The 21889-nt window shown below is 56.9% G+C and carries 15 protein-coding genes and 4 pseudogenes; 17 read left to right on the top strand and 2 right to left on the bottom strand.

Annotated features, from left to right (window positions below; all coding sequences use genetic code 11):
- Window positions 1-178: 178 nt before the first annotated feature.
- The 3 genes and pseudogenes from FPT12_RS24525 to FPT12_RS28120 all read left to right on the top strand — a co-directional run.
- A complete protein-coding gene (locus FPT12_RS24525) occupies window positions 179-1288 on the top strand; it encodes an efflux RND transporter periplasmic adaptor subunit (RefSeq protein WP_145021192.1) in 1110 nt (369 codons plus the stop codon).
- The gene (locus FPT12_RS24520; RefSeq protein ID WP_145021189.1) at window positions 1285-4434 is read left to right on the top strand and encodes an efflux RND transporter permease subunit; all 3150 of its coding nucleotides are present in this window, start codon (window positions 1285-1287) and stop codon (window positions 4432-4434) included. The genes FPT12_RS24525 and FPT12_RS24520 overlap by 4 nt, the downstream gene beginning before the upstream one ends.
- Window positions 4435-4492: 58 nt before the next feature.
- A pseudogene (locus tag FPT12_RS28120) lies at window positions 4493-4683 on the top strand (beta-ketoacyl synthase N-terminal-like domain-containing protein); the annotation flags it as partial.
- Here FPT12_RS28120 and FPT12_RS28115 read toward each other — a convergent pair.
- Window positions 4658-4822: pseudogene (locus FPT12_RS28115) on the bottom strand (IS5/IS1182 family transposase); the annotation flags it as partial. The pseudogenes FPT12_RS28120 and FPT12_RS28115 sit on opposite strands and share 26 nt — an antisense overlap.
- 148 nt (window positions 4823-4970) lie before the next feature.
- On the opposite strand from FPT12_RS28115, the gene FPT12_RS24510 reads away from it, so the two are divergent.
- The 14 genes and pseudogenes from FPT12_RS24510 (at window position 4971) to FPT12_RS24440 (ending at window position 21433) form a co-directional block, all read left to right on the top strand.
- Window positions 4971-6731, top strand: a complete 1761-nt coding sequence (locus FPT12_RS24510) for a ShlB/FhaC/HecB family hemolysin secretion/activation protein (RefSeq protein WP_256676852.1) — start codon at window positions 4971-4973, stop codon at window positions 6729-6731.
- Between the two features lie 11 nt (window positions 6732-6742).
- A complete protein-coding gene (locus tag FPT12_RS24505; protein WP_145021187.1) occupies window positions 6743-7255 on the top strand; it encodes a toxin-activating lysine-acyltransferase in 513 nt (170 codons plus the stop codon).
- A 60-nt stretch (window positions 7256-7315) separates the two neighbouring features.
- Window positions 7316-10954 carry a filamentous hemagglutinin N-terminal domain-containing protein gene (locus tag FPT12_RS24500; protein WP_145021184.1) on the top strand — a complete coding sequence of 1213 codons (3639 nt, stop codon included), beginning with the start codon at window positions 7316-7318 and terminating at the stop codon, window positions 10952-10954.
- Window positions 10872-16175 (top strand): hemagglutinin repeat-containing protein, encoded by a 5304-nt coding sequence (locus tag FPT12_RS24495; protein ID WP_145021181.1) that lies wholly within the window; start codon window positions 10872-10874, stop codon window positions 16173-16175. Before FPT12_RS24500 ends, FPT12_RS24495 begins: the two co-directional genes overlap by 83 nt.
- Before the next feature lie 3 nt (window positions 16176-16178).
- Window positions 16179-16694: a hypothetical protein gene (locus tag FPT12_RS24490; protein WP_145021178.1), complete on the top strand. Its 516-nt coding sequence runs from the start codon at window positions 16179-16181 to the stop codon at window positions 16692-16694.
- Window positions 16695-16881: 187 nt separating this feature from the next.
- Window positions 16882-17292, top strand: a complete 411-nt coding sequence (locus FPT12_RS24485; protein ID WP_145021175.1) for a hypothetical protein — start codon at window positions 16882-16884, stop codon at window positions 17290-17292.
- Window positions 17293-17573: 281 nt separating this feature from the next.
- A complete protein-coding gene (locus FPT12_RS24480) occupies window positions 17574-17825 on the top strand; it encodes a hypothetical protein (protein WP_145021172.1) in 252 nt (83 codons plus the stop codon).
- 15 nt (window positions 17826-17840) lie between these two features.
- Window positions 17841-18077 (top strand): hypothetical protein, encoded by a 237-nt coding sequence (locus FPT12_RS24475; protein ID WP_145021168.1) that lies wholly within the window; start codon window positions 17841-17843, stop codon window positions 18075-18077.
- 111 nt (window positions 18078-18188) lie between these two features.
- Window positions 18189-18698 (top strand): hypothetical protein, encoded by a 510-nt coding sequence (locus FPT12_RS24470; RefSeq protein WP_145021165.1) that lies wholly within the window; start codon window positions 18189-18191, stop codon window positions 18696-18698.
- The gene (locus FPT12_RS24465) at window positions 18695-19183 is read left to right on the top strand and encodes a M48 family metallopeptidase (RefSeq protein ID WP_145021163.1); all 489 of its coding nucleotides are present in this window, start codon (window positions 18695-18697) and stop codon (window positions 19181-19183) included. The genes FPT12_RS24470 and FPT12_RS24465 overlap by 4 nt, the downstream gene beginning before the upstream one ends.
- Before the next feature lie 121 nt (window positions 19184-19304).
- Window positions 19305-19865 (top strand): hypothetical protein, encoded by a 561-nt coding sequence (locus FPT12_RS24460; protein WP_145021160.1) that lies wholly within the window; start codon window positions 19305-19307, stop codon window positions 19863-19865.
- 65 nt (window positions 19866-19930) lie between these two features.
- Window positions 19931-20341 (top strand): hypothetical protein, encoded by a 411-nt coding sequence (locus tag FPT12_RS24455; protein ID WP_145021157.1) that lies wholly within the window; start codon window positions 19931-19933, stop codon window positions 20339-20341.
- Between the two features lie 93 nt (window positions 20342-20434).
- Window positions 20435-20617: pseudogene (locus FPT12_RS24450) on the top strand (transposase); the annotation flags it as partial.
- A 426-nt stretch (window positions 20618-21043) separates the two neighbouring features.
- Window positions 21044-21433: a hypothetical protein gene (locus FPT12_RS24440; protein WP_145021154.1), complete on the top strand. Its 390-nt coding sequence runs from the start codon at window positions 21044-21046 to the stop codon at window positions 21431-21433.
- Window positions 21434-21577: 144 nt separating this feature from the next.
- Here FPT12_RS24440 and FPT12_RS24435 read toward each other — a convergent pair.
- A pseudogene (locus tag FPT12_RS24435) lies at window positions 21578-21682 on the bottom strand (IS5/IS1182 family transposase); the annotation flags it as partial.
- Window positions 21683-21889 lie beyond the last annotated feature (207 nt).

Here is a 21889-nt window from a genome sequence, read left to right as displayed (position 1 = left end):
CGTGCTGGTCACATCCTGTCAATTGACGTTATTTGAGCAAAGCCAGATTTTATTATTGATTGCCGTGGTTTCTGTTCTGAGTTTGAGGAGCTATACGCATCACAATTAGTGACCATTGACACAATCGGTCACAAGGCTGAAAATATGACGCTCGTCCTATTTTTAAGTAAGGGAACCTATGCGCCGGCTTCGACCTTTCCCCATTGCCGCTTGCTTGTTGCCTCTCGTCCTGACGGCGTGTGGCGACTCATCCACCGTTGAGGATCCGCGTACGCTTGCCCCACTGGTGAGGGTCTCTGCGGTTCAGGCTTCGTCCGACGTCTCGCGTTCCTTCACAGGTGTAGTGGCTTCCCGCGTCCAGGGCGACCTGGGTTTTCGGGTATCAGGCAAGGTACTTGAGCGTCTGGTTGACACTGGTCAGACCGTTAAACATGGTCAGCCGCTTATGCGCCTCGACCCCATCGACCTGGGGTTACAGGCGCGAGCACAGCAAGAGTCGGTCATAGCCGCTCGGGCCCGAGCCAAGCAGACAACGGATGACGAGGCTCGATATCGCGACCTGGTCGCCGCAGGCGCTATTTCTGCATCGGCCTACGACCAGATCAAAGCCGCAGCGGATACCGCAAAGGCGCAGCTTAGCGCCGCTGAAGCGCAGGCTGATGTAGCCCGCAATGCTTCTGGTTATGCGGTGCTGTTTGCGGATTCCGACGGCGTTGTGGTGGAGACGCTCGCCGAGCCAGGGCAAGTCGTCAGCCCGGGGCAGCCCGTGGTTCGACTGGCGCGGGCAGGTCAGCGCGAAGCCATCGTGCACCTGCCCGAGACGTTGCGCCCCGCAGCAGGATCCACCGCACAAGCGACGCTTTATGGCAATACCACGGGTGCTGTTACAGCGAAGCTGAGGCTGCTTTCTGACTCGGCCGACCGTATGACGCGCACCTTTGAGGCGCGGTATGTGCTTGAGGGCGCGCTGGCCAATGCACCGATAGGTTCGACCGTCACGCTTCGGATCGCTGAAGGCACCGCGCAAGGGCAAGCGATGCAAGTGCCGATCGCAGCCGTTTATGACCCAGGCAAAGGCACTGGCGTGTGGGTCATTGTCGGTAATCCTGCGAAGGTGGCCTGGCGACCTGTTCAAGTCTTGGGTCTGAGCGACGACTCGGCCCGAGTCGCGGGCGATCTCAAGGTCGGTGAGCAGATCGTAGCGTTAGGCGCACATCTGTTGCGAGAGGGTGAAGAAGTGAGATCGCCTCAACAGGATCACGCCAAAGTTGCCGGAGGTCGTCCATGAGCGAGGGGCGCTTCAATCTTTCCGCGATCGCAGTTCGTGAGCGCTCTATCACGGTGTTTCTGATCTTCCTGATTGCCGTTGCGGGCATCTTGTCGTTCTTTCAGCTGGGACGTGCGGAAGATCCTCCGTTTACGGTCAAGCAGTTGACGGTCATTACCGCGTGGCCGGGCGCCACGGCGCGGGAGATGCAGGATCAGGTAGCAGAGCCACTTGAAAAACGCCTGCAAGAACTGAAATGGTACGACCGCACGGAAACCTACACCCGTCCTGGCCTCGCTTTCACGATGGTGTCACTGCTCGATAGCACGCCGCCCTCGCAAGTGCAGGAGGAGTTCTATCAGGCACGCAAAAAGCTCGATGATGAGGCCCGGAAGCTGCCGGCGGGTGTCATCGGGCCAATGGTCAACGACGAGTTTTCGGACGTGACATTTGCGCTTTTCGCCCTGAAAGCCAAAGGCGAGCCGCAGCGACTGTTGGTGCGTGATGCAGAGTCGTTGCGCCAACAACTGTTGCATGTGCCGGGCGTGAAGAAGGTCAACATTATTGGGGAGCAGCCCGAACGTATCTTTGTTTCCTTTTCCCATGATCGGTTGGCCACCTTGGGCGTATCTCCTCAGGACATCTTTGCCGCGCTGAATAATCAAAACGTGCTCACGCCCGCCGGTTCGATCGAAACCAATGGACCGCAGGTCTTCCTCCGGCTGGATGGCGCCTTCGATAAGGTGCAGAAGATTCGTGACACACCCATTGCGGTTCAGGGGCGCACGCTCAAACTCTCTGACGTGGCGACGATCGAACGTGGTTATGAAGATCCGGCAACCTTTCTCGTGCGCAATAACGGTGAAGAGGCCTTGTTGCTGGGGATCGTGATGCGTGAGGGTTGGAACGGTCTTGACCTCGGCAAGGCGTTGGACGCGGAGACGGTCAAGATAAATGAAGGCATGCCGTTGGGCATGACGCTCTCCAAGGTCACCGATCAATCTGTAAATATCAGTTCGGCCGTCGGCGAGTTCATGGTCAAGTTTTTCGTCGCGCTGCTTGTGGTGATGCTTGTCTGCTTTCTTAGCATGGGCTGGCGGGTAGGCGTTGTGGTCGCTGCGGCTGTGCCGTTGACGTTGGCTGTGGTGTTTGTGGTGATGGCGGCCACTGGAAAGAACTTTGACCGTATTACCCTCGGCTCGTTGATCCTGGCGCTTGGACTGCTGGTGGACGACGCCATCATTGCTATCGAAATGATGGTGGTGAAAATGGAAGAGGGCTACGACCGCATCAAAGCTTCCGCGTACGCCTGGAGTCATACGGCCGCGCCGATGCTGTCCGGTACCCTGGTGACGGCGATCGGCTTTATGCCCAACGGATTCGCGCAGTCGACAGCCGGCGAGTACACCAGCAACATGTTCTGGATCGTGGGCATTGCCCTGATTGCCTCCTGGGTGGTCGCGGTAGCTTTTACCCCGTACCTGGGGGTGAAGGTGTTGCCGAACATCAAGAAGGTCGAGGGTGGTCACGCGGCCATCTACAACACCCCTAACTACAACCGCTTCCGCCAGGTGTTGACGCGGGTCATCGCTCGAAAATGGCTGGTGGCCGGTACTGTCATCGCTTCGTTTGTCGTGGCGATCCTCGGCATGAGCCTGGTCAAGAAGCAGTTCTTCCCTACCTCGGACCGTCCAGAGGTATTGATTGAAGTGCAAATGCCGTATGGCACCTCCATTGAGCAGACCAGCGCCACCACCGCCAAGATAGAGGCCTGGCTGCAAAAGCAGGGTGAGGCAAAAATCGTCACCGCTTATATCGGGCAAGGCGCGCCGCGCTTCTATCTGGCGATGGCGCCGGAACTCCCTGATCCGTCGTTCGCGAAGATTGTGGTGCTGACGGACAGCCAGGAGGAGCGCGAGACCCTCAAGTTCCGTATCCGCGAAGCGGCGGCTGAGGGACTTGCCCCAGAAGCGCGTGTCAGGGTGACTCAGCTTGTGTTTGGTCCGTACTCGCCATTCCCTGTTGCCTACCGGGTGATGGGACCTGATCCGTCAACGTTGCGCGGGATTGCGGGCCAGGTACAGGACGTGTTGCAGTCGAGCCCGATGATGAGAACCGTCAACACCGATTGGGGGCCGCTGACGCCGACGCTGCATTTCGCTCTGGATCAGGATCGCTTGGAGGCGGTGGGGTTGACGTCAAGTTCAGTCGCGCAACAACTGCAGTTCCTGCTGGCGGGCGTACCGATCACCGCGGTTCGTGAGGACATTCGTTCGGTGCAGGTGGTGGGTCGCGCAGCGGGTGATATTCGGCACGATCCCGCCAAGATAGAAGGCTTTACGTTGGTAGGTACTGCGGGTCAGCGGATTCCGTTGTCCCAGGTGGGAGCGGTCGATGTGCGTATGGAAGATCCGATCCTCCGACGTCGAGACCGCACGCCGACCATCACCGTGCGCGGCGACATTGCCGAAGGCTTGCAGCCACCGGACGTCTCGAGCGTGATCATGAAGGAGCTGCAGCCGGTCATCGACAAGCTGCCTGGCGGGTACCGGATTGAGCAGGCGGGTGCAATCGAGGAGTCGGGCAAGGCCGGTAAAGCGATGTTGCCGTTATTCCCGATCATGATTGCCATGACGCTGCTGGTCATCATTGTGCAGGTCCGTTCGATCTCGGCGATGATCATGGTGTTCCTCACCTCGCCGCTGGGGTTGATTGGTGTGGTGCCGACACTGCTTATCTTCCAGCAGCCGTTTGGTATCAACGCTCTGGTCGGTCTAATCGCCCTTTCGGGCATTTTGATGCGCAATACGCTGATTCTGATTGGGCAAATCCATCACAACGCGCAAGAAGGGCTGGACCCGTTTCACGCAGTGGTCGAAGCCACGGTACAACGTGCCCGCCCGGTATTGCTGACAGCACTCGCCGCAATCCTGGCGTTCATTCCGCTGACACACTCCGTCTTCTGGGGGACGCTGGCCTACACGCTGATCGGAGGCACGTTCGTCGGAACCATCATGACGCTGGTGTTCCTGCCGGCGATGTACTCCATCTGGTTCAAGATCCGTCCTGACAATACGGGTCAAACTGAAACAGCGAATAAGCAAGCAAACCTGGTGGATAGGACGCCACCCCGTCCTCTCTCCGTTCACCTGACCACAAAGCTTTAGCCATAGGCCATAACTTGCTGCTTTTAGTGGGCGTCGACTGAAAAATGAAGAGGGTTCAATGATTAATCTCGAAGGTCAAAAGCGGATCGTAGTCACGGGCGTCGGAATTGTCGGGCCTCTGGGGGCGGAGTAGAAGAAGTCTGGAAGAGACTGCTGGCTGGGCGTTCTGGCATCCGTAACCTGCCCGACGATATTACTGAGGGTACGGGCGTTGCAGTAGGCGGTCAGGTGCCGTCTCTAGAAGATGATTGATACTCGATTCAATTTCTTCCATGCGCCGCTTCAGTTTGGCGCTGGTGAAATTGCGGTCGCGATTGTTGACTGCCTTGAATTTACTGCCGTCGATGGCAACCAGATTTTCTCTGAATAATCCCAGCTGCTGGCACAGAGATGCCTCCTTTGTTTCCCTGAGACTGGGGGCTTCTCTGATTGAATGTTGCTAATTGTTTCGATCCTGTCACCTTTCGATTACAATTGTCCGACAACGCACCTGACTAACGGGTGCGTGCAGGAAGTTTCATTCTCAGGGAAGTGTCGTGTTTTTCAAGCCTCATTCGTGTACCCGGCTGCGTGCTTTTGTGCGTGGCCGCTTCGTCGTGCAACGCTCGTTGTATCCCCTCGCAATCGTCAGCCTGTTTGCCAGTCTTGCCGCCACGGCGGCAGAGCCGAGCGCGCAGGAACAGTCGTTGCTGCGCCAACAAGAGCGCGAACGGGTCTTGCGCGAGCAGCTCGAACCCTCTCCTGACGTACGCCTCAAGGCCTCCCCGGATGATGGTCAAGGCCTGCTGCCGGCCAATGAAACGCCATGCTTCACGATTCGCCATATCGTGCTCGAAGGTGAGGATTCAGCCGCCTTCCAGTGGGCGCTGCGTGCTGCCAACCCGGCGTCCGATCCGGCGCTGAACCGTTGCCTGGGGGCCGCGGGCATCAACCTGACCATGAAGCGCATACAGAACCTGATCATCGCGCGGGGTTTCGTCACCACGCGGGTGCTGGCCGCCCCTCAGGACCTGAGCCAGGGGACGCTTGCTCTGGTACTGGTTCCGGGACGCATCAAACACATTCGGTTTACCGACGGCACCTCGTCGCGGGCGACGCTGTGGAACGCCATGCCCGCCCAACCCGGTGATCTGTTGAACCTGCGGGACATCGAGCAAGCCCTGGAGAACTTCAAGCGGGTGCCCACGGCCGAAGCTGACGTGCAGATTACGCCGGCAAACGACGCTGACGCCAAGCCGGGAGAAAGCGATGTGGTGATCCTCTGGAAGCAAGCTTCCGTGGCGCGCCTGAGTCTGTCGACGGACGACTCGGGCACCTACGACACCGGTAAATATCAGGGCAATGTCGCGCTGTCGCTGGACAATCCGTTGGGCCTCAATGACCTGTTCTATGCCAGTTTCAGCCACAACCTGGGCGGCGGCAAAAGTGGTGATCGTGGTTCTGAAGGGCACACCCTGCACTATTCGCTGCCGTACGACTACTGGCAACTGGGCCTGACGTCCAGCGAGTACGACTATCACCAGACCGTGGCCGGGAGCAGTCAGACTTATGACTATCAGGGCCACAGTAGCAACAACGAACTGAAACTTTCACGACTGCTCTACCGCGATGCCGTGCGCAAGACGTCGGCATGGGCCAGTGGCTGGTCGCGCACCTCCAGCAACTCTATCGACGACACCGAAATTGAAGTGCAGCGTCGGCGTATGGCGGGCTGGGAGCTGGGGCTCGATCACCGCGAGTTCATGGGCAGCAATACCCTGGATCTGGGCCTGAGCTATCGACGTGGAACCGGGGCGGACCATGCCTTACGAGCACCGGAAGAAGACCTCGACGAGGGGACGTCACGGCCGAAGATCATCAGCGCCAACGCCCAGTTGCAAACCCCGTTCCGTCTGGGGACGCAGCAATTTCGCTACATCGGCGCTTGGCGCGGCCAATGGAATCGCTCGCCGTTGATCGCTCAGGATCGTTTCTCCATTGGGGGGCGCTACAGCGTCCGCGGGTTCGATGGCGAACAGATCCTCTCCGCCGAACGCGGCTGGACCCTGCGCAATGACCTGGGCTGGTTCGTCTTTCAGAGCGGCCAGGAACTCTATCTCGGCGTCGACTATGGCGAGGTCGGCGGACATTCCAGCCAGTCCTTGTCCGGGCGCCGTCTGGCGGGCTCGGTGGTCGGTGTGCGGGGCGGCTACAAGCAGTTTTCCTATGACCTGTTCGTCGGCCAACCGCTCATCAAGCCCAGCCATTTCGAAACGGCCGCCGTAACCACGGGTTTCAACCTCAACTGGTCGTTTTGACGGAGACCGGCATGCACTTCGACAGTCTTGAAATCATCGCCCCCCAGCTGTCCGACGAACCCTGGAACGAGGCGACCGCGTTCGGTTCCGCCGTCTGGTTGTGGATGCAGTCGGCGGCGCATCGTGATGCGCCGCTGCATACCTTGTCGGCACTGCTGCTGCCGGCGATCAAGCAGCGCCAGTTCATGCTCGCCAGCGAGCAAGGCACGCCGGTGTTTTTCATGTCCTGGATGAACCTCAGTGCCGAGGCCGAGCAGCGCTATTTGAACAATGCTCCGGTGTGCATGTCTGAGGCTGACTGGAACAGTGGCGAGCGTCTTTGGGTCAGCGATTGGGTCGCGCCTTTCGGGCATACCCGACAACTATCGAGACTGCTGCTGCGTCGGCTCTGGGCGCAACGCTTTGGCCGCTTCCTGGAGCATCGTGGCGATGAGCGCGGCTTTCGTATCAAGAAGTGGCAGGGCATCGGTGTCCTGCCCGCCGAGGCGCGCGCCTGGTTCGCCGCTCACCCGCTGCTTCAGTAGCTTTCGGCCCCATTATTTTGGCGTCTGGCGCATCTGTGGCCTGGCGCAGTTCAAAAGGAATTGATCATTAACAAGCATCTGTATCGGATCATTTTCAACAAGGCGCGTGGCCTGTTGATGGTAGTTGCCGAAAATGTGAGTAGCGGTTCGAAATCAGCCAGTGGTAGTGCAGCCGGTACAACGTCTGGCGGCTGCGTGGTCCGCCTGACACCCCTGCGTTTTGCCCTGATGGCGGCGCTCGGCCTGATCATGCTGGACACCTCGTCGGCCCAGGCGGCCGTGGTCGCCGACCCCGGCGCGCCGGCCGCGCAGCAGGCGGGCGTCGGGGTGGCCGGGAACGGGGTAACCCAGGTCAACATCACCGCGCCCAGCGCGGGCGGCGTGTCGCGCAATACCTATCAACAGTTCGACGTCGAGCGGCGTGGCGTGATCCTCAATAACTCGGCGACCAGCGTTCAGACCCAGCTGGGCGGCTGGGTGGACGCCAATCCGGCGTTGGGTCGCGGCACGGCGCGGGTGATCCTCAACGAAGTCAATTCGAGCAATCCGAGCCAGCTCAACGGCTATGTCGAAGTGGCCGGGTCCCGGGCGCAGGTGGTGATCGCCAACCCGTCCGGGATCAGCTGTGATGGCTGTGGTTTCATCAACGCCAATCGCGCGACCCTCACCACGGGCAAGGCGCAGGTCGAGAACGGAGTACTGCAGGGTTATCAAGTCGACGGCGGCAAGATAACCGTCAACGGTGCCGGGATGGATACGCGTGACAGCGATTACACCGAAGTCATTGCGCGCACCGTCGAGGTCAACGCGGGCATCTGGGCCAAGGACTTGAGCATCCAGGCCGGCAAGACCAGCGCCGGTAACGGCGCAGCGGGCACGCCGGTGGTCGGCATTGATGTCGCGCAACTGGGCGGTATGTATGCCGGCAAGATCGTCCTGGTGGGCAATGGCGCGGGTGTCGGGGTACGCAATGCCGGGCAGATCGGCGCCAGTGTCGGCGATGTGGTCATCCATGCAGACGGACGTCTGGAAAACAGCGGGCAGATCAGCAGTGCCGGTTCGACCACGGTCGTGACAGGCACCGGAGTCCAGAACAGCGGCACGCTGTACGCCAAGGGCGACCTGACGCTCACCGGCACCGGAGTCCAGAACAGCGGCACGCTGTACGCCAAGGGCGACCTGACGCTCACTACCTCGGCCGACCTCGACAACAGCGGTATGGTGGCCGCCCAGGGCAATACCCGGGTGACGGTTGCGAACCTGCGCAGCACCAGCGGCTCGACCCTGGCTGGCGGGGTCGACAGCAGTGGCAAGCTGGGCCAGACCGGCGGATTGACCCTGGAGGCTTCGGGCCAGCTCAGCGCCCACGGGCAGAATATTGCCGCCGAGACTTTGCAGGCCCAGGCAGGGGCCCTCGACTTGAGCGACAGTCAGACCTCCGCCGCCCAAGTGACGCTCACCGGCCGCCAGGGTGATGTCGATGTCAGCCGGGCGCACGTGACCGCGAAGGGCACGCTGACCGCCACCGCCGCGAAGGTATTGCGCACCGATGGCGCCAAAGTCAGTGCGGCTCAAGTAGGGATCAAGGCCGGTCAGTTGTCCAACGTGAAAGGCGAAGTCCTGCAGAGCGGCCTTTCGCTCATGAGCATTGATTTGCAGGGGGCACTGGATAACAGTCAAGGTGTGATCGCCAGTCAGGGCGCAGTGAAAGTCACCGCCGCCTCGCTGAGTAACTACCAAGGCAGCCTCGGTTCGGTGAAGTCGAGCCTGACATTGACGGCCACGAACGGTTTGCTGGACAACAGTAGCGGTCACCTTGAGGCGCTGCAATCGATCACGCTGGTCTCGGGCCAGTTGCTCAACACCGCAGGCTTCGTCGGTGCCGGGCAGGCCCTGGGCATCGACGCGGGGACCATCGGCAATGGCGGCGCCGGGCAACTACAGAGCGGTACCGGTACGACAATCGTGGGCGCCAGCCTCGACAATCACGGTGGACGCATCGAAGCGCTGGGCGACCTCAAGTTCACTATCGACGGCAAGCTTGATAACAGCGGCGGCCTGATTCGCACCGGTGCTGATCTGCTGATGACCGCGGCGCAGATCGACAACGCGGGCACCCAAGGTCTGGATCAAGGTATTGGAGGGCGCACCCTCACCCTTACCGCCGATCAGTTGGGCAACCAGGACGGCTCGATCATTGCCGATCAGGCACTGACCTTGACCGGAAGCGGGGTGGTGAACAACCAGTCCGGGAAGATCTCGGCCGGTACTCAGTTGTTGCTGACCGACCGTAACCTGGCGGCTAAAACCCAAACCGTGAACAACCAGGGCGGCACCTTGGTCGCCGGACGCTCGTTGACGCTCAACAGCGCCAGCTATAGCGGCAGCGGTCAGGCCTTGAGCCTGGGTGATCTGTCCTTCACGCTCAATGGCGATTACGTCCATACCGGCCTGCTGCAGGCCAATGGCAACCTGACACTGGCAACCACGGGGCTACTGAGCAACCAGGCCAGCTTGCAGGCGGGCAACCTGTTGACGCTGTCGGCCCGGCAAATCGATAACGCCGCGGTCGGTGTGATCAGTGCCCCGCAGGTACAACTGAGAGCCAGCCAGTCGCTGGTCAACCGCGGCCTGATCGACGGCCAGTCCACCCGGCTGAGCGCGCCCACCCTGAGCAACCTGGGTACCGGGCGAATCTACGGTGACCAGCTGTCGCTGGCAGCGGGCACGCTGACCAATACCGTCGAAAACGGCAAGGCGGCGGTGATTGCCGCCCGCGTACGGCTGGATATCGGTGCGCAATACCTGAACAACAGCGAACACGGGTTGATCTTCAGTGTCGGTGACATGGCCATCGGTGGGGCGCTGGACAGCGCCTACCAGGCCACCGGTCAAGCCCGCGAACTCAATAACGCCAGCGCGACCATCGAGGCCCTCGGCGGCCTGACGTTGAACGCAGCTTCTGTGCGCAACACCAACGAACACTTCTCGACACGCGAGGTCGAGGTCTCGCGCCAGGCGCTGCAACAGTATCAACTGACCGGCTCGGTCAATCGCTACGATCCGAATCAGATTTCGACCTATAACGACGAAGTCGACATTCTGGTGACACCCGAAGGCAGTAATGACGACTGGAACCGCTACAACCTGACCCGTGTCGTGACCCAAACCCAGATCGCCAGTTCCGATCCCGGGCAAATACTCGCCGGCGGCAATCTGCGCATCAACGCCGACCAGATCTTCAACGACAAGAGTCGGATCATCGCCGGTGGCGCGTTGCAAGCCAGCGCCAACAGCCTGACCAACACCGAAGTCGCCGGACAGCAGGTCACCACGGACAGCGGCGTACTCGAACACTTTTATCGCCACCAGCGCAAAGGCCGCGACAGTCAGGGGATGGACTCTGCCGCCTACAACCCGGCGCCCAGTGTGCAGGCCATTTCCTTGCAACCGACGGTCTATAAACAGAACACCGCCCCGCAAGGCAGTGGCACCCAGCTCGCCAGCCTGAGTCTTGGGAAGGTGGGCGCTAGCGAGGTGTCCAGCCGCACGATCACTGCACCCAGCCTCACGCCGATCAGCGAGGTACTGGCCAACGCCACCAACAACGTCGGTGGTGTGGCAGAGCGCATTCTCCAGCCGCACGATCACTGCACCCAGCCTCACGCCGATCAGCGAGGTACTGGCCAATTCCACTAACAACGTCGGTGGCGTGGCAGAGCGCATTCTCACCGGCGGGGTGAACAGCGCCTTGCCGGACAACGCACTGTTTCGGTCGATGCCCAGCAGCACCTCCGGCTATCTGATCGAGACCGATCCGCGCTTCACCAACTATGCCAAATGGCTGTCTTCGGATTACATGCTCGGCAGGCTGAACCTGAACCCGGCGGCGACCCAGCAACGCATGGGTGATGGTTTCTATGAGCAGAAATTGATTCGCGAGCAGGTGGCGCAACTGACCGGTCGCCGTTTCGTCGACGGCTATGCCAACGACGAAGCGCAGTACCGAGGCCTGATCGACAACGCCGTCACCTACGCCAATAGCTGGAAGCTGATTCCCGGTGTGGCCCTGAGCGCCGAACAGATGGCCCAGTTGACCAGCGATATCGTCTGGTTGGTGGCCAAGGATGTCACCTTGGCCAGTGGCGAAGTCCGCAGTGTGCTGGTGCCGCAGGTGTATGTGCGGGTCCGTGATGGCGACATCAACGGCGCGGGCGGGTTGATGGCCGGGCAGCAACTGAACCTGAACGTGACGGGCAATCTGGTCAACAGCGCGAGCTTGTCGGGACGTCAAGTGGTCGCGATCAAGGCGGACACGCTCAATAACCTGGAAGGGCGCATTCAAGGCAGCGCCGTCAGCCTTGAGGCGACGCAGGACCTGAACAACTTCGGTGGCCAGATCGCCGCCGACAAGAGCCTGATGGTCAGTGCCGGGCGTGATCTGAATGTGCGGTCCAGCACGATCACTACGCACAGTGCGCAGGGCAGCCAGACCAACCTGTCGCGGGTTGCCGGTCTGTTCGTTACCGATCCGGCGGCCAGCCTGATGGCCACTGCCGGACGTGACATCAACCTGCAGGGCGCGCAGGTGGTCAATAGCGGCAGCACGGGCGTCACCCGCCTGTCCGCCGGTCGTGACCTGAACCTGACGACGGTCATCGAGAGCCGCGACCAGAGCAACCACTGGGACCAAGACAACTGGCGTACCGAAACCAGCCGTAGCGAGAGTGGCAGCAGCCTCAAGACCCAGGGCGACCTGGGCCTTCGCGCCGGCAACGACCTCAACGCGCGTGCCGCCAGCCTCAGCAGCACCGCCGGTGCGGTGATTGCCCAAGCGGCGCGGGATGTCAACCTGACGGCCGGCGAGAGCGCGCGCAGCGCCGACGAAGCGCACAAGGTCAAAGGCAGCAATGGCTTCCTTTCCAGCAAAACCACGACCACCCGCGACTCCACCAGTGAAACCACAGCCCAGGGCTCGCACCTCGATGCGCAGCAACTGGCGGTTCAGGCCGGTCGCAACCTGGTGGTTCAAGGTAGCCAAGTGGTTGCGGAAAAAGGCGCGGCGCAGCTTCAGGCCGGCAACGATATTTCGATTATCGCCGCGGTCGACAGCAAGCAGACGCGCCACGACAAAGACAGCAAAAGTCGCAGCGTCGGTGGATTCAAGGCCAGCAAAGTGACCGACAAGGTCAACGAAAGCCGGACCACGGCGGTCGGCAGCCTGGTCTCCGGCAACAGCGTCGATGTCCACGCAGGGCAAGACGGACTGGTCCGCGGCTCGTCACTGGTAAGCACGGCGGACCTCTCGGTGAGCGCGGGGCGTGACCTGCAGATCGATGCGGCGCAAAACACCTTCAGCCGCGACGAGCTGCACAAGGAAAAGAACCACGACTTCACCGGCGTGTTGACGGGGAACAAGCTGGGCCTCGATGACATGACCGGCAACCAGCATTTGTCCACCAGCAGCCAGAACCATACCGGTGACTCCTCGGAAACCACCTTGACCGGCAGCACCCTCGGTTCCAGTGCCGGCAATGTGTCGCTCAACGCCGGTCGCACGCTCGGGGTGACCGCCAGTGACCTGGTCAGCACCCAGAGCATGAGCCTGACCGGTGCCAACGTGACGATCGCCGCCGGTATGGCAAGCGCGAGTCAGAACAGCACCGACGAGAGCCGCAGCCTGGCGGTGGGGCGAGTGGTGGGCGGCATGGTGATCGATAGCATCAACACCATGCGTAGCGCGATCAAAGCCGCGAACAGCGCGGATGATCCTCGACTCAAGGCGGTGAAGTGGGCGCAGGCGGCGTTGGCGGGTTACAACCTGGGGGGCGCGTCGTCGGATGCCTACGATGGTCGGTCGGGCTATGCGGATAAGAAAGGCGGTTCCGGCAGCAATGGTTCGTTGATCAAGATCGGCACCGAACTGGCGAGTACCCACAACACCAGCACCAGCGAGTACAACAGCCAGACCGCCAAACAAAGCTCGCTCACGGCCGGTAAAACCCTGACGATCATCGCCGATGGCGGCGCGCCGGATACGGCGGGCGATATTCATGTCATTGGCAGCAGCCTGAAAGCGGCCGATACGCTGTTGCTGGCAAAAAACAACCTCACCCTGGAAAGCGCGCAGAGCACCGCGAACTGGGCCAACGACAGCAATAACGACAGAACCGCCATTGGTGTCAGTTTCAATATCGGCGAACAGAATGGCTTCACCCTCGATTTGGGCGCGTCCATCGCCAAGAGCATGGGTACCGGCGATTCGGTAACCCAGGTCAACAGCACGCTGGATACCGGTTCGCTGGTCCTGCGCAGTGGACAAGACACCACCCTGGCTGGCGCGCAAGTCCGGGCGCAGAGCATCAAGGCGGATATCGGCGGCAACCTCACTATCACCTCGCGCCAGGACAGCGAGACCCAGAAGAGCGAGCAGGGCAGTGCCGGTTTCGGCGGGAGCATTTGCATTCCGCCGTTCTGCTACGGCGCGCCCGTGACGGCTTCCGCCAGCCTGGCTGCCGGCAACATGAACAGCAACTACGAGGCCGTGACGGATCAGAGTGGTCTGTTCGCCGGGGCGGGTGGTTACAACATTCATGTCGGCGACAAGACCACGCTGCAAGGCGCAGTGATTGCCAGTGAAGCGTCTGCGGACAAGAACCTGCTGGACACGAATCGGTTGATTGTCAGTGACATTAAAAACGTCAGCGAGATCACGAGTCAGTCGGCTGGCTTGAGCGTGTCCTATAGCAGTAAATCCGGGTCGACGCTGGGGGGGAGCATTCCGCTGTCGCTGAGCGACTCGGACCACAGCCGCACACGCAGTGCGGTCAGCGAAGGCACGATAGTCGTCCGTAGCGCCGAGGGCGCGAATGATCTGGTCGGACTCAATCGCGATACCGCGAACGCCAATCAGAAGCTGGACAAGCCTGACCAGAAGGCGATGCAGGAGCGAATCGACCTTATTCAAAGCACCGTGCAATTGGCCACCGGCATCGTAGGCGCGGTGGCCAAAGCCAAGGCGGATACTGCGAATAAATTGGCAGAAGAGGCGAAAACGGACACGAAGGTAGCGCCGGCGGCGAACGCTGCTGCGGCAGAGGCGGCCAGTTGGAACATCGGTGGCGACAAGCGGCTTATGGCCGATATTGCCACGGGCCTGATCGCTGCTGGATTGGGTGGAGCGGGAGGCGCGACGGCGGTGGGGATCGTGGCCAATACCACGGCGGCGGATACCTATAAGGCGATCGGCGACTACGCCGATCAGCGCGAATTCGAAGCCACTGACAGCGTGGTCAAAAAGGCCTGGGGCGAAGGCGGAGCGGCGCGAATCCTGCTGCATACCCTGGCAGGCGCTACGCAGGGGTTGTCCAGTGGCAATGCGCTTGCCGGCGCACAGGGTGCGGCAGCGTCGGCGACGTTTATGCCGATGGTGGACAAGGCGCTGAAAGACAGCAGCGTCAAGGAAAGCGAGCGCAACTCACTTGCTACCTTGATCTCGGCTGGGGTTGGTGCGGCCGCCGCCTCGGGAGGCAATCTGGGCGGGCAAGTGACGGCGGCGATCACCGGCAACGCCGTGGATGCCTACAATCGCCAGTTGCACCCGAAAGAAATCCCCCTGCTCAAAAATGAAGCGCCTGCGTTGGCGCTGGCGGCAGGTATTAGTGTGGAAGAAGCGGAGACCCGTCTGGGCCGGGCATTGGCTTACTACACCGATGCTGGCTGGCATAGCTTGCTCAGCAGTAAGGGCTTGCCGCCGGATCAAACCACCCTGACATACCTGGGGCGGGCACTGGCACCGCTGGGCAGCACCTATGACCCAGGCCCTACGACGGGCGACGTGCCCGTTCTCACCTCGGCCAACAAGACCTATACCCCTGATGAAACCCTGAGTCTTGTGCAGAATTATCAGCTCACTCATTCCGCAGCGTATGCGGACAAAAAGATTAACCTGAGCTACCTGACACCGATAGCGGAGTACGATCCGGGGCAAACCGAGGCGCGCGATTTCTACAACAAGCGCGTGAATCTCCAGGAGAGGGCTAATATCCGGCAGGTTCTCAGCGCCGGTTTTTACAGCGCCAGCGGTGATGTTGTAGGCCAAGGGCAGGCGCTGGCCGGTATCGCTGAAGGTATCTTTTCGCTGGGCAAAAGCTTGGTCACTCACCCCGTCGATACCTCCGATCAGATTGCCAATGGTCTGGTCGTGATGGCTTCGCGTCCTGGCGAACTGGTAAGCGGGCTTTGGAATGAGAGCCAAGAGACCTATGGGCTCGCCAAGCTTTATGAGCTGCAGGATGATCCATACGCCAGCGCTGCGTTGAAGGCCAAGTATAGAACCGAGTGGGCGGCGAGCGTGTTGCCGGTCAGCCGGGTGAGCAAGGTTGCGAAGATTGGCAACCTTGCTAAGCTGGGTGACGAGTTGGTTGTGGCTGGGCGGGGGATAGATGGTGCAAAAGCGACTGGTGCAGCTGAAGTGCCGGCTACTTCTGCAATTGCGCGTGTTGGGCTGAGAGACGATCTGGCCGCCCAAGCAGGGATTCCTCGAAATATTGCTGAATCGCCGTCGAGCATGTGGGGTAAATCGATTGATGATATCAAGCAGTCGCTAACGCTTGATGGTGCGAGCGTTACGCCGAAAGCACCATTGGCTGGTACTTCAGGTAAAGCACAGGTCTTTAACGTTGAAGGACACCCGACAATAAAAGAGGTAGAGTTCCATCCGGGCGGTGGAACCCACGGTGATAGTCCGTACTACAAGCTTGTTAGTACTGAGAAGATTGGCAATAAAAATATAGAAATACGGGTAATTGATCCGTCGCCTGATTTTAGTCCGGGCACTATTACGCGTTATCAACAATACTATGATACCCAAGGAAATCGTCTGAAATATGAGGGCGGTGAGTGGAAGGGCTGGAAGTGATCTATGAGAAATTTATTCCCTGATTTGTACTCTGACCTTGTTCCAGGTATGTCAGCAGCAGGATTCTCTTTAGGTGAATCGTTTTCCAATGTTAGCGAAAAAATTGGGGTGGTTGAGTGGTACGGTCCGGAAGTACCTGTTCGTGATATTCTCCTTCAGAATAACTCTTGGGTCGGAATTAAGAGGAAGATCGGTTTTGGTAATGAGCTTTTATTTTCATATCGATTTATGAATGAGGCGGTCTCGCTGTACTTCGAAAATAGCGGAAGGCTTTATAGAATTGCCGTAGGTGAAGGGTATCGTGGAAAATTTAATAGTGTCAGTGTGGGGGATGATCTTCGGAGCTTAGAAAGGGAGTTTGATGTTTTGTTTAATGATGCGGATGATGACTTTCTTCTAAAAAAAAGTGGAAGCATATTGACGGGGATTAGTTTTGTTACAGACTACAGAGCTTCCTTAGAAGATGCGCCAGAACAAGTTATTAAGTTTATATCAATACATGACTGGTCCCTTCGATAAAAATAGTTGTCAGACCACGTTCTTCATAAGCCCATCAAAATAAATAGGTGCAAAAGGGAGGGCGGCGAGTAATCTGGAGCATCTAAAAGGGGACGGATTTATTTTTTATGCGTGAGTAAGGTGATAGTCCTGTCAGGCGCATCGAAAATAAATTCGCTCCCTTTTAAATTTCTGTGGATTTTTAGAAATGAAAGATTTTTTGTATTACTGCTCTTTGCCAGACTCTATGTCAGGGGGTGAGTTGTATATTGAGTTTTTAGAGATTGTTGAAAGTGGCGCGGATACTAAGTGCAATAAATCCGATGTTGTAAATATTTTGCTTGAGCTGAGTGAGCGTCAGTGGAATACATGTATGATATTATCTGACTCTTTGAAAAGAGAGTTGGAGGGTATTTTGATATCGTATTGGGATGGAAGTGATTTAGAATTTGTTGAAGGTGCTATCGCTATCACTGCAAGACTTGGTCTTGTGGGGTTTTTTAATTTTATATTGGTTCAGGATTTTAAGGTCTTATCGTTGGAGGTTGCTGAGGAAATTAGAGGTGCAATAGCTGAGTTTGGACATTCTGTTGGTGATCCATATAGTGGTGTTCAATGATTTCTATGGGCTAGGACCTAAAAGGGGATGGATTTATTTTTTATGCGTGAGTAAGGTGATAGTCCTGTCAGGCGCATCGAAAATGGATTTATTTTTTATGCGTGAGTAAGGTGATAGTCCTGTCAGGCGCATCGAAAATAAATCCGTCCCCATTAAATTAAATTTCAGTTGAGGAGTTTCTAAAGCGTGAGCAATGGGCGGTAGATCAATACGATAGCATTCGGAACTCTAGTGCTGATGTTTCAGATATTGCTGCTAATCTAAGAGTTCCTGAGTTTCAAGTGGAAAGAGTAAAGGATCACCTGTTCTTTAAGGATCATACTCTGCGCGATGGAAGTGTCGGTCGTTTTGATGCTGATGCCGATATAGCTGAAATTTGGAAGGGTTTTCAGAATGGAACCTATAAGGCGGATGACGTACAATTGTTTAAGCATGAGTATTTTGAATCTAGATTCGAAGGTATCTTTCGGACGGACTACGGTACGGCTCATGACAAAACGCAGTTGCGCTACCCAAGTCCACTGGGCGATTGAGAGGAGTATTGATGTATGGCGTTTTATATAGAGATGGATAAGATTGAAGAAACTGATGAATATGTTGAGTATGCGTTTGGCCGTAATCCAGAGTTTGGGTTGATCCGGTTGGATAAAAAAAATGAGACTGTTCGTGTGTTAAAAGAGTGTTTATTGGATATTAGCGGTAAATGGTCACAAAGAGCGGCTGTTAAGCTGGTTCGTCTTTGGAGAAGTGGGAGTCTCCCCGAAAAGACCCAGTGGGCATCTTGACGAGATTTAATGTAATAGGGAAGAGCGAAAAAAAGAAAAGGGGACGCCCATTGGCCGGTCTCAAATCAAGGCTAATGGGTGTCAGGTTGGGACGCAGTGGAGGCCACAAAAGTGAGCGAGGAATTAGGCTTTTTATCTGAAAAAGTGGCGAGATATGATCTTGTTTTTGTCAAGATTGTTGATGCGCCGCGCCCGCAAGTATTACGGGCGAAAATTGAAAAAATATATACGACAGGGAAAGGGATTGATAGCACCTTCCTTGGTTCAGAGGTTGAGTTCGTTCGATCTGGTGGGACATGGGGGGATATGGCTTTGATTGTGGGGGATCAGGCTATTTTATTTGTTAAATCAATTTCTGGGGAGTTGTATGAAAATGCTTGGCGCGGGCATATGGTCGTGGAGGATATCGAAGGAACTTCATATGCTATATTTCAATATAAGGAGTTGTGGCTAAGGGAGGATATTCCATCTTCGATTAGGGCGTGTTCACGGCAAGACCCCAAACGCCCGTATGCGACGGCGATCCGCTTCGATGTCATGGAAGCTTATTTATCGAGTCTAATTGAAAAGGTGAGTGCTAATGCAAAAAAATATGATAGTCATCGAGGAACAGTTGTATGAGTGAAAAGAAGATTGATCTATCGGTTTTTTGTATGAGGGCGAGAGTATTCCTGTCCCAGGGTCGGGCTGATGATGCCCTTGGTTTATACGGGGATGTCATTCAAGTCGACCCAGACAATGCTTTGGCATATGCTGATCGTGGTACAGTGTATGCGATGCTGAAGAGGTCCGATATGGCGCTCAGTGATCTGGAGCGAGCTTTTGCTCTTGGGTATGCTGATGCGTCAGCTTATAGCACTGTGGCTACAATCTATTTAGAGTTGAAGCGGTTTTCAGATGCGCTCAGGTATTTTGCTAAAGCTATCGAATTGAATCCAAACTACCCGTGGACCTACTATAATCGGTCTGATGTTTTTCACGAGTTGGGTGATGATAGGGCTGCTGTTGCGGATCTTGAAAAATGTCTTGAATTTAATCCAGAGGAGAATTTAAAAAAATTGATTTTGAGTCGCCTTGGCTTACTGAGAAATCAGCAATGGACCTAAAAGGGGACGGATTTATTTTTTATGCGTGAATAAGGTGATAGTCCTGTCAGGCGCATCGAAAATAAATCCGTCCCCTTTTAAATTGGCGGCAAGTAATTTTAATAATGTACATGGAGTGTTTATGAAAAAAACGTCACTGCTAATGTTGAGCCTGATTCTGACATTACCTGGGTGTAAATCCAACGTCAGAGACTCTTCCCCCAGTTTGCTCAGCGACGGTATTCAACTGCGCCAGAACAAAGTGACTATCGATGCGCAGCACGCCAAGGTCATTATGAAAGCGTCGGGTGCCACCCACCCAGTAGAGTTTTCGATCAGGCGCGCAACGGATCCTGACCAGCGTATGGATGTGCAGGGAACTGTAGTGGATACCGGTCGGGGCAAGGTGTTCGGCTGGATTGCCACTCTCAACGAAACGGTTAGCAGCGCAACTTTGAAGCGCTTCCCGCAGTTGGAAGTACAGGCCGACGCCGATCAACCGTTCGTGGTCTCGGGTTACGCCAGTGACGAGAGCATTGGGCGTCTCTATCGATGTGGCCCGGTTAGAAGCACATTCACACCGGAGCGAAGCAAGGTCTATCTGGTGGAGTTTCAGTTTGTGGATGATCGCTGTGAACAACATGTCTACGATGTCACCCAATCGGAGGCGCGTATTCCCGTGGCCAGCGTACCAGGCCGTTGAGGCCGATTTGAGTCAGCGCTGAGCCGGCGCAACACACAGAATCCATTTGAAGAAGGAAGCACTACGTGAAACGGAATTTCTCCCTGAGCCTTATCGTCCTGGCTGCAACGTTAGGTGGCTGCGCCGCCAACAAGCCGGCCAACGATCCATCCTTGATTGGTTCGTGGAAAGGCCTGCGGGCAGAAAACGGCAAATGCCAGTTCCTATCCTGGAACAATGACTTCAAGCCCGACGGCAGCTTCACCATCACCTTTTTCCGGGATGCCCAGCAGACCCAGCCGATTCAAACCGAACATGGCCGCTGGTCGGCCGCCAATGGCAAGAACGAATTGAGAACTGATGGAGTGCGTTTGCCAGATGTCTACGCCTACAAGTTGATCGATGCCGACACGGTGCATTACGTGAATGTGGCGTCAGACCCTTCCGGCGATTGCCAGGAAGATTATGAGTTCACTGAGCGCCGCATTCGCGGTTAAGCCAATCAGGTGTTCGGCCGCGCATTGCATGTACGAGCAGCCATAGAGCTGCGCAGGTGACATAAATGGGGTCGTCGCAGTAACAGCTTAACCGAAGCCAGGCGCAAGATCGAAAAGGCCAAGGCCCGGGTGCGCGCCAAGGTCGAGCACCCGTTTCGGGTGATCAAGCGCCCGTTCGGTTACGTGAAGACGCGCGACCGTGGTCTGACGAAGAACACGGCGCAACGGGTGACACTGTTGGCGCTGTCGAACTTGTGGATGGCGCGTAGATATTGACTGACGAGTGCGAGAGAGGTGCGCCTGTAATGTGGGGAATGGTTACCGCGAGATGCTCGTAGTGGCTAAAAACACAGAAATGAGCGTGTGACCTGATCGTCTTTGATTGATTTGCCGCGTTCAAGGTCGGCAGAGGCTGCAGTCAGCCAGAAATACATGACTACTTCAGACCCTCCCTGGCTGCTGCGGCTCTTTCGTTGGTTCGTGACGGCTTGATCAGGCTTGACGACACTGTGTACCCGAGGGCCAATTCACTCTGCGTCAACTACTGAGCCATCAGGCTTATGCCCTGACAAGGCGCTCGGTAAAAATACATCCGTCGGGATAGACGTTGACAGTGAAATAAACGAGGCCCGGTTGATGGGGGGCGATTGTCGAATGACACGTTTTATTCGTTAATCAGGGCCTTTGTTCGCATGATTCATCATGTTGCTGGTAATTGATTTCAAGTTATTGCCGTGGCGCCACTTTTTTGTTAGATTGCGCGCCTCAAAAATTAACCAGGGACGTGTTATGTTTTTTATTATTTGGCAAGGCTGGGGCGTTCTTTCGATTCTTATCCCGCTGCTCTGCATGGTGCCTTTCGCTGGGCTCTTCAATGGGCTCGGGCTGGGTGTCGGTCTATTGGTTGGTGCGGCCGCCAACGCCTATATTGGCCACAAGCTGAATAACCAGCCGGGCAAAACCTACATAGATAAAAACACGGGTGGCGAAGTGATCTTTCGCAAGAAACACACGTTGTTTTATGTGCCCATGCAGTATGTGTCAGTGCTGTGGGCCGTGGTGGGTGTATTTGCGTTGTTTAGTGCGCACTAAGGAAGGACTGAAGTACCTACCGATTTTTCATGCCCTCGCTACTTGAGGTAAAAAAATCATGAGTTGGTCGAAAAACAGATCTTTCCTGTCCTTAACTCATGGATCTTTCCTCTAGTCGTACGGTTTCAGGGTGATTGGTCCACGCTGCGGGCGCTTACCCACTTCGGTGTCCCCCGTATCGCCGCAGACGTAAGTTTCCTCGCCATGAAGCGACTGATCGACCTGTGTCACGTCCGCCAAATTTTTTGCGCATTGCGAAAGCCATCAGGTACATGCCATCCGATCTACTGATTGACGCCGGGCGTTGAACTTGGAGCTCGGGGGCATGTTTTACTCTGGTCACGTAAACGTCTAGCCAGTAGGCATCAGCGTGCTTATTCCACAATCGTATGTACATCCTCCGTAAGCGCTCCATGAACCCCACATTTTAAAGGTGGGATCTATGGCTATCTTGGA

It is taken from the genome of Pseudomonas sp. H3(2019), from assembly GCF_007713465.1.
Taxonomy (GTDB): domain Bacteria; phylum Pseudomonadota; class Gammaproteobacteria; order Pseudomonadales; family Pseudomonadaceae; genus Aquipseudomonas.
Note: the sequence above shows the minus strand (reverse complement) of the source record. Positions and strands in the feature narration are given on the sequence as shown.

Coding starts and splice junctions, on each gene's coding strand:
- FPT12_RS24525 (WP_145021192.1), top strand. CDS start 179: ATGCGCCGGCTTCGACCTTTCCCCATTGCCGCTTGCTTGTTGCCTCTC.
- FPT12_RS24520 (WP_145021189.1), top strand. CDS start 1,285: ATGAGCGAGGGGCGCTTCAATCTTTCCGCGATCGCAGTTCGTGAGCGC.
- FPT12_RS24505 (WP_145021187.1), top strand. CDS start 6,743: ATGCACTTCGACAGTCTTGAAATCATCGCCCCCCAGCTGTCCGACGAA.
- FPT12_RS24490 (WP_145021178.1), top strand. CDS start 16,179: ATGAGAAATTTATTCCCTGATTTGTACTCTGACCTTGTTCCAGGTATG.
- FPT12_RS24485 (WP_145021175.1), top strand. CDS start 16,882: ATGAAAGATTTTTTGTATTACTGCTCTTTGCCAGACTCTATGTCAGGG.
- FPT12_RS24475 (WP_145021168.1), top strand. CDS start 17,841: ATGGCGTTTTATATAGAGATGGATAAGATTGAAGAAACTGATGAATAT.
- FPT12_RS24465 (WP_145021163.1), top strand. CDS start 18,695: ATGAGTGAAAAGAAGATTGATCTATCGGTTTTTTGTATGAGGGCGAGA.
- FPT12_RS24460 (WP_145021160.1), top strand. CDS start 19,305: ATGAAAAAAACGTCACTGCTAATGTTGAGCCTGATTCTGACATTACCT.
- FPT12_RS24440 (WP_145021154.1), top strand. CDS start 21,044: ATGTTGCTGGTAATTGATTTCAAGTTATTGCCGTGGCGCCACTTTTTT.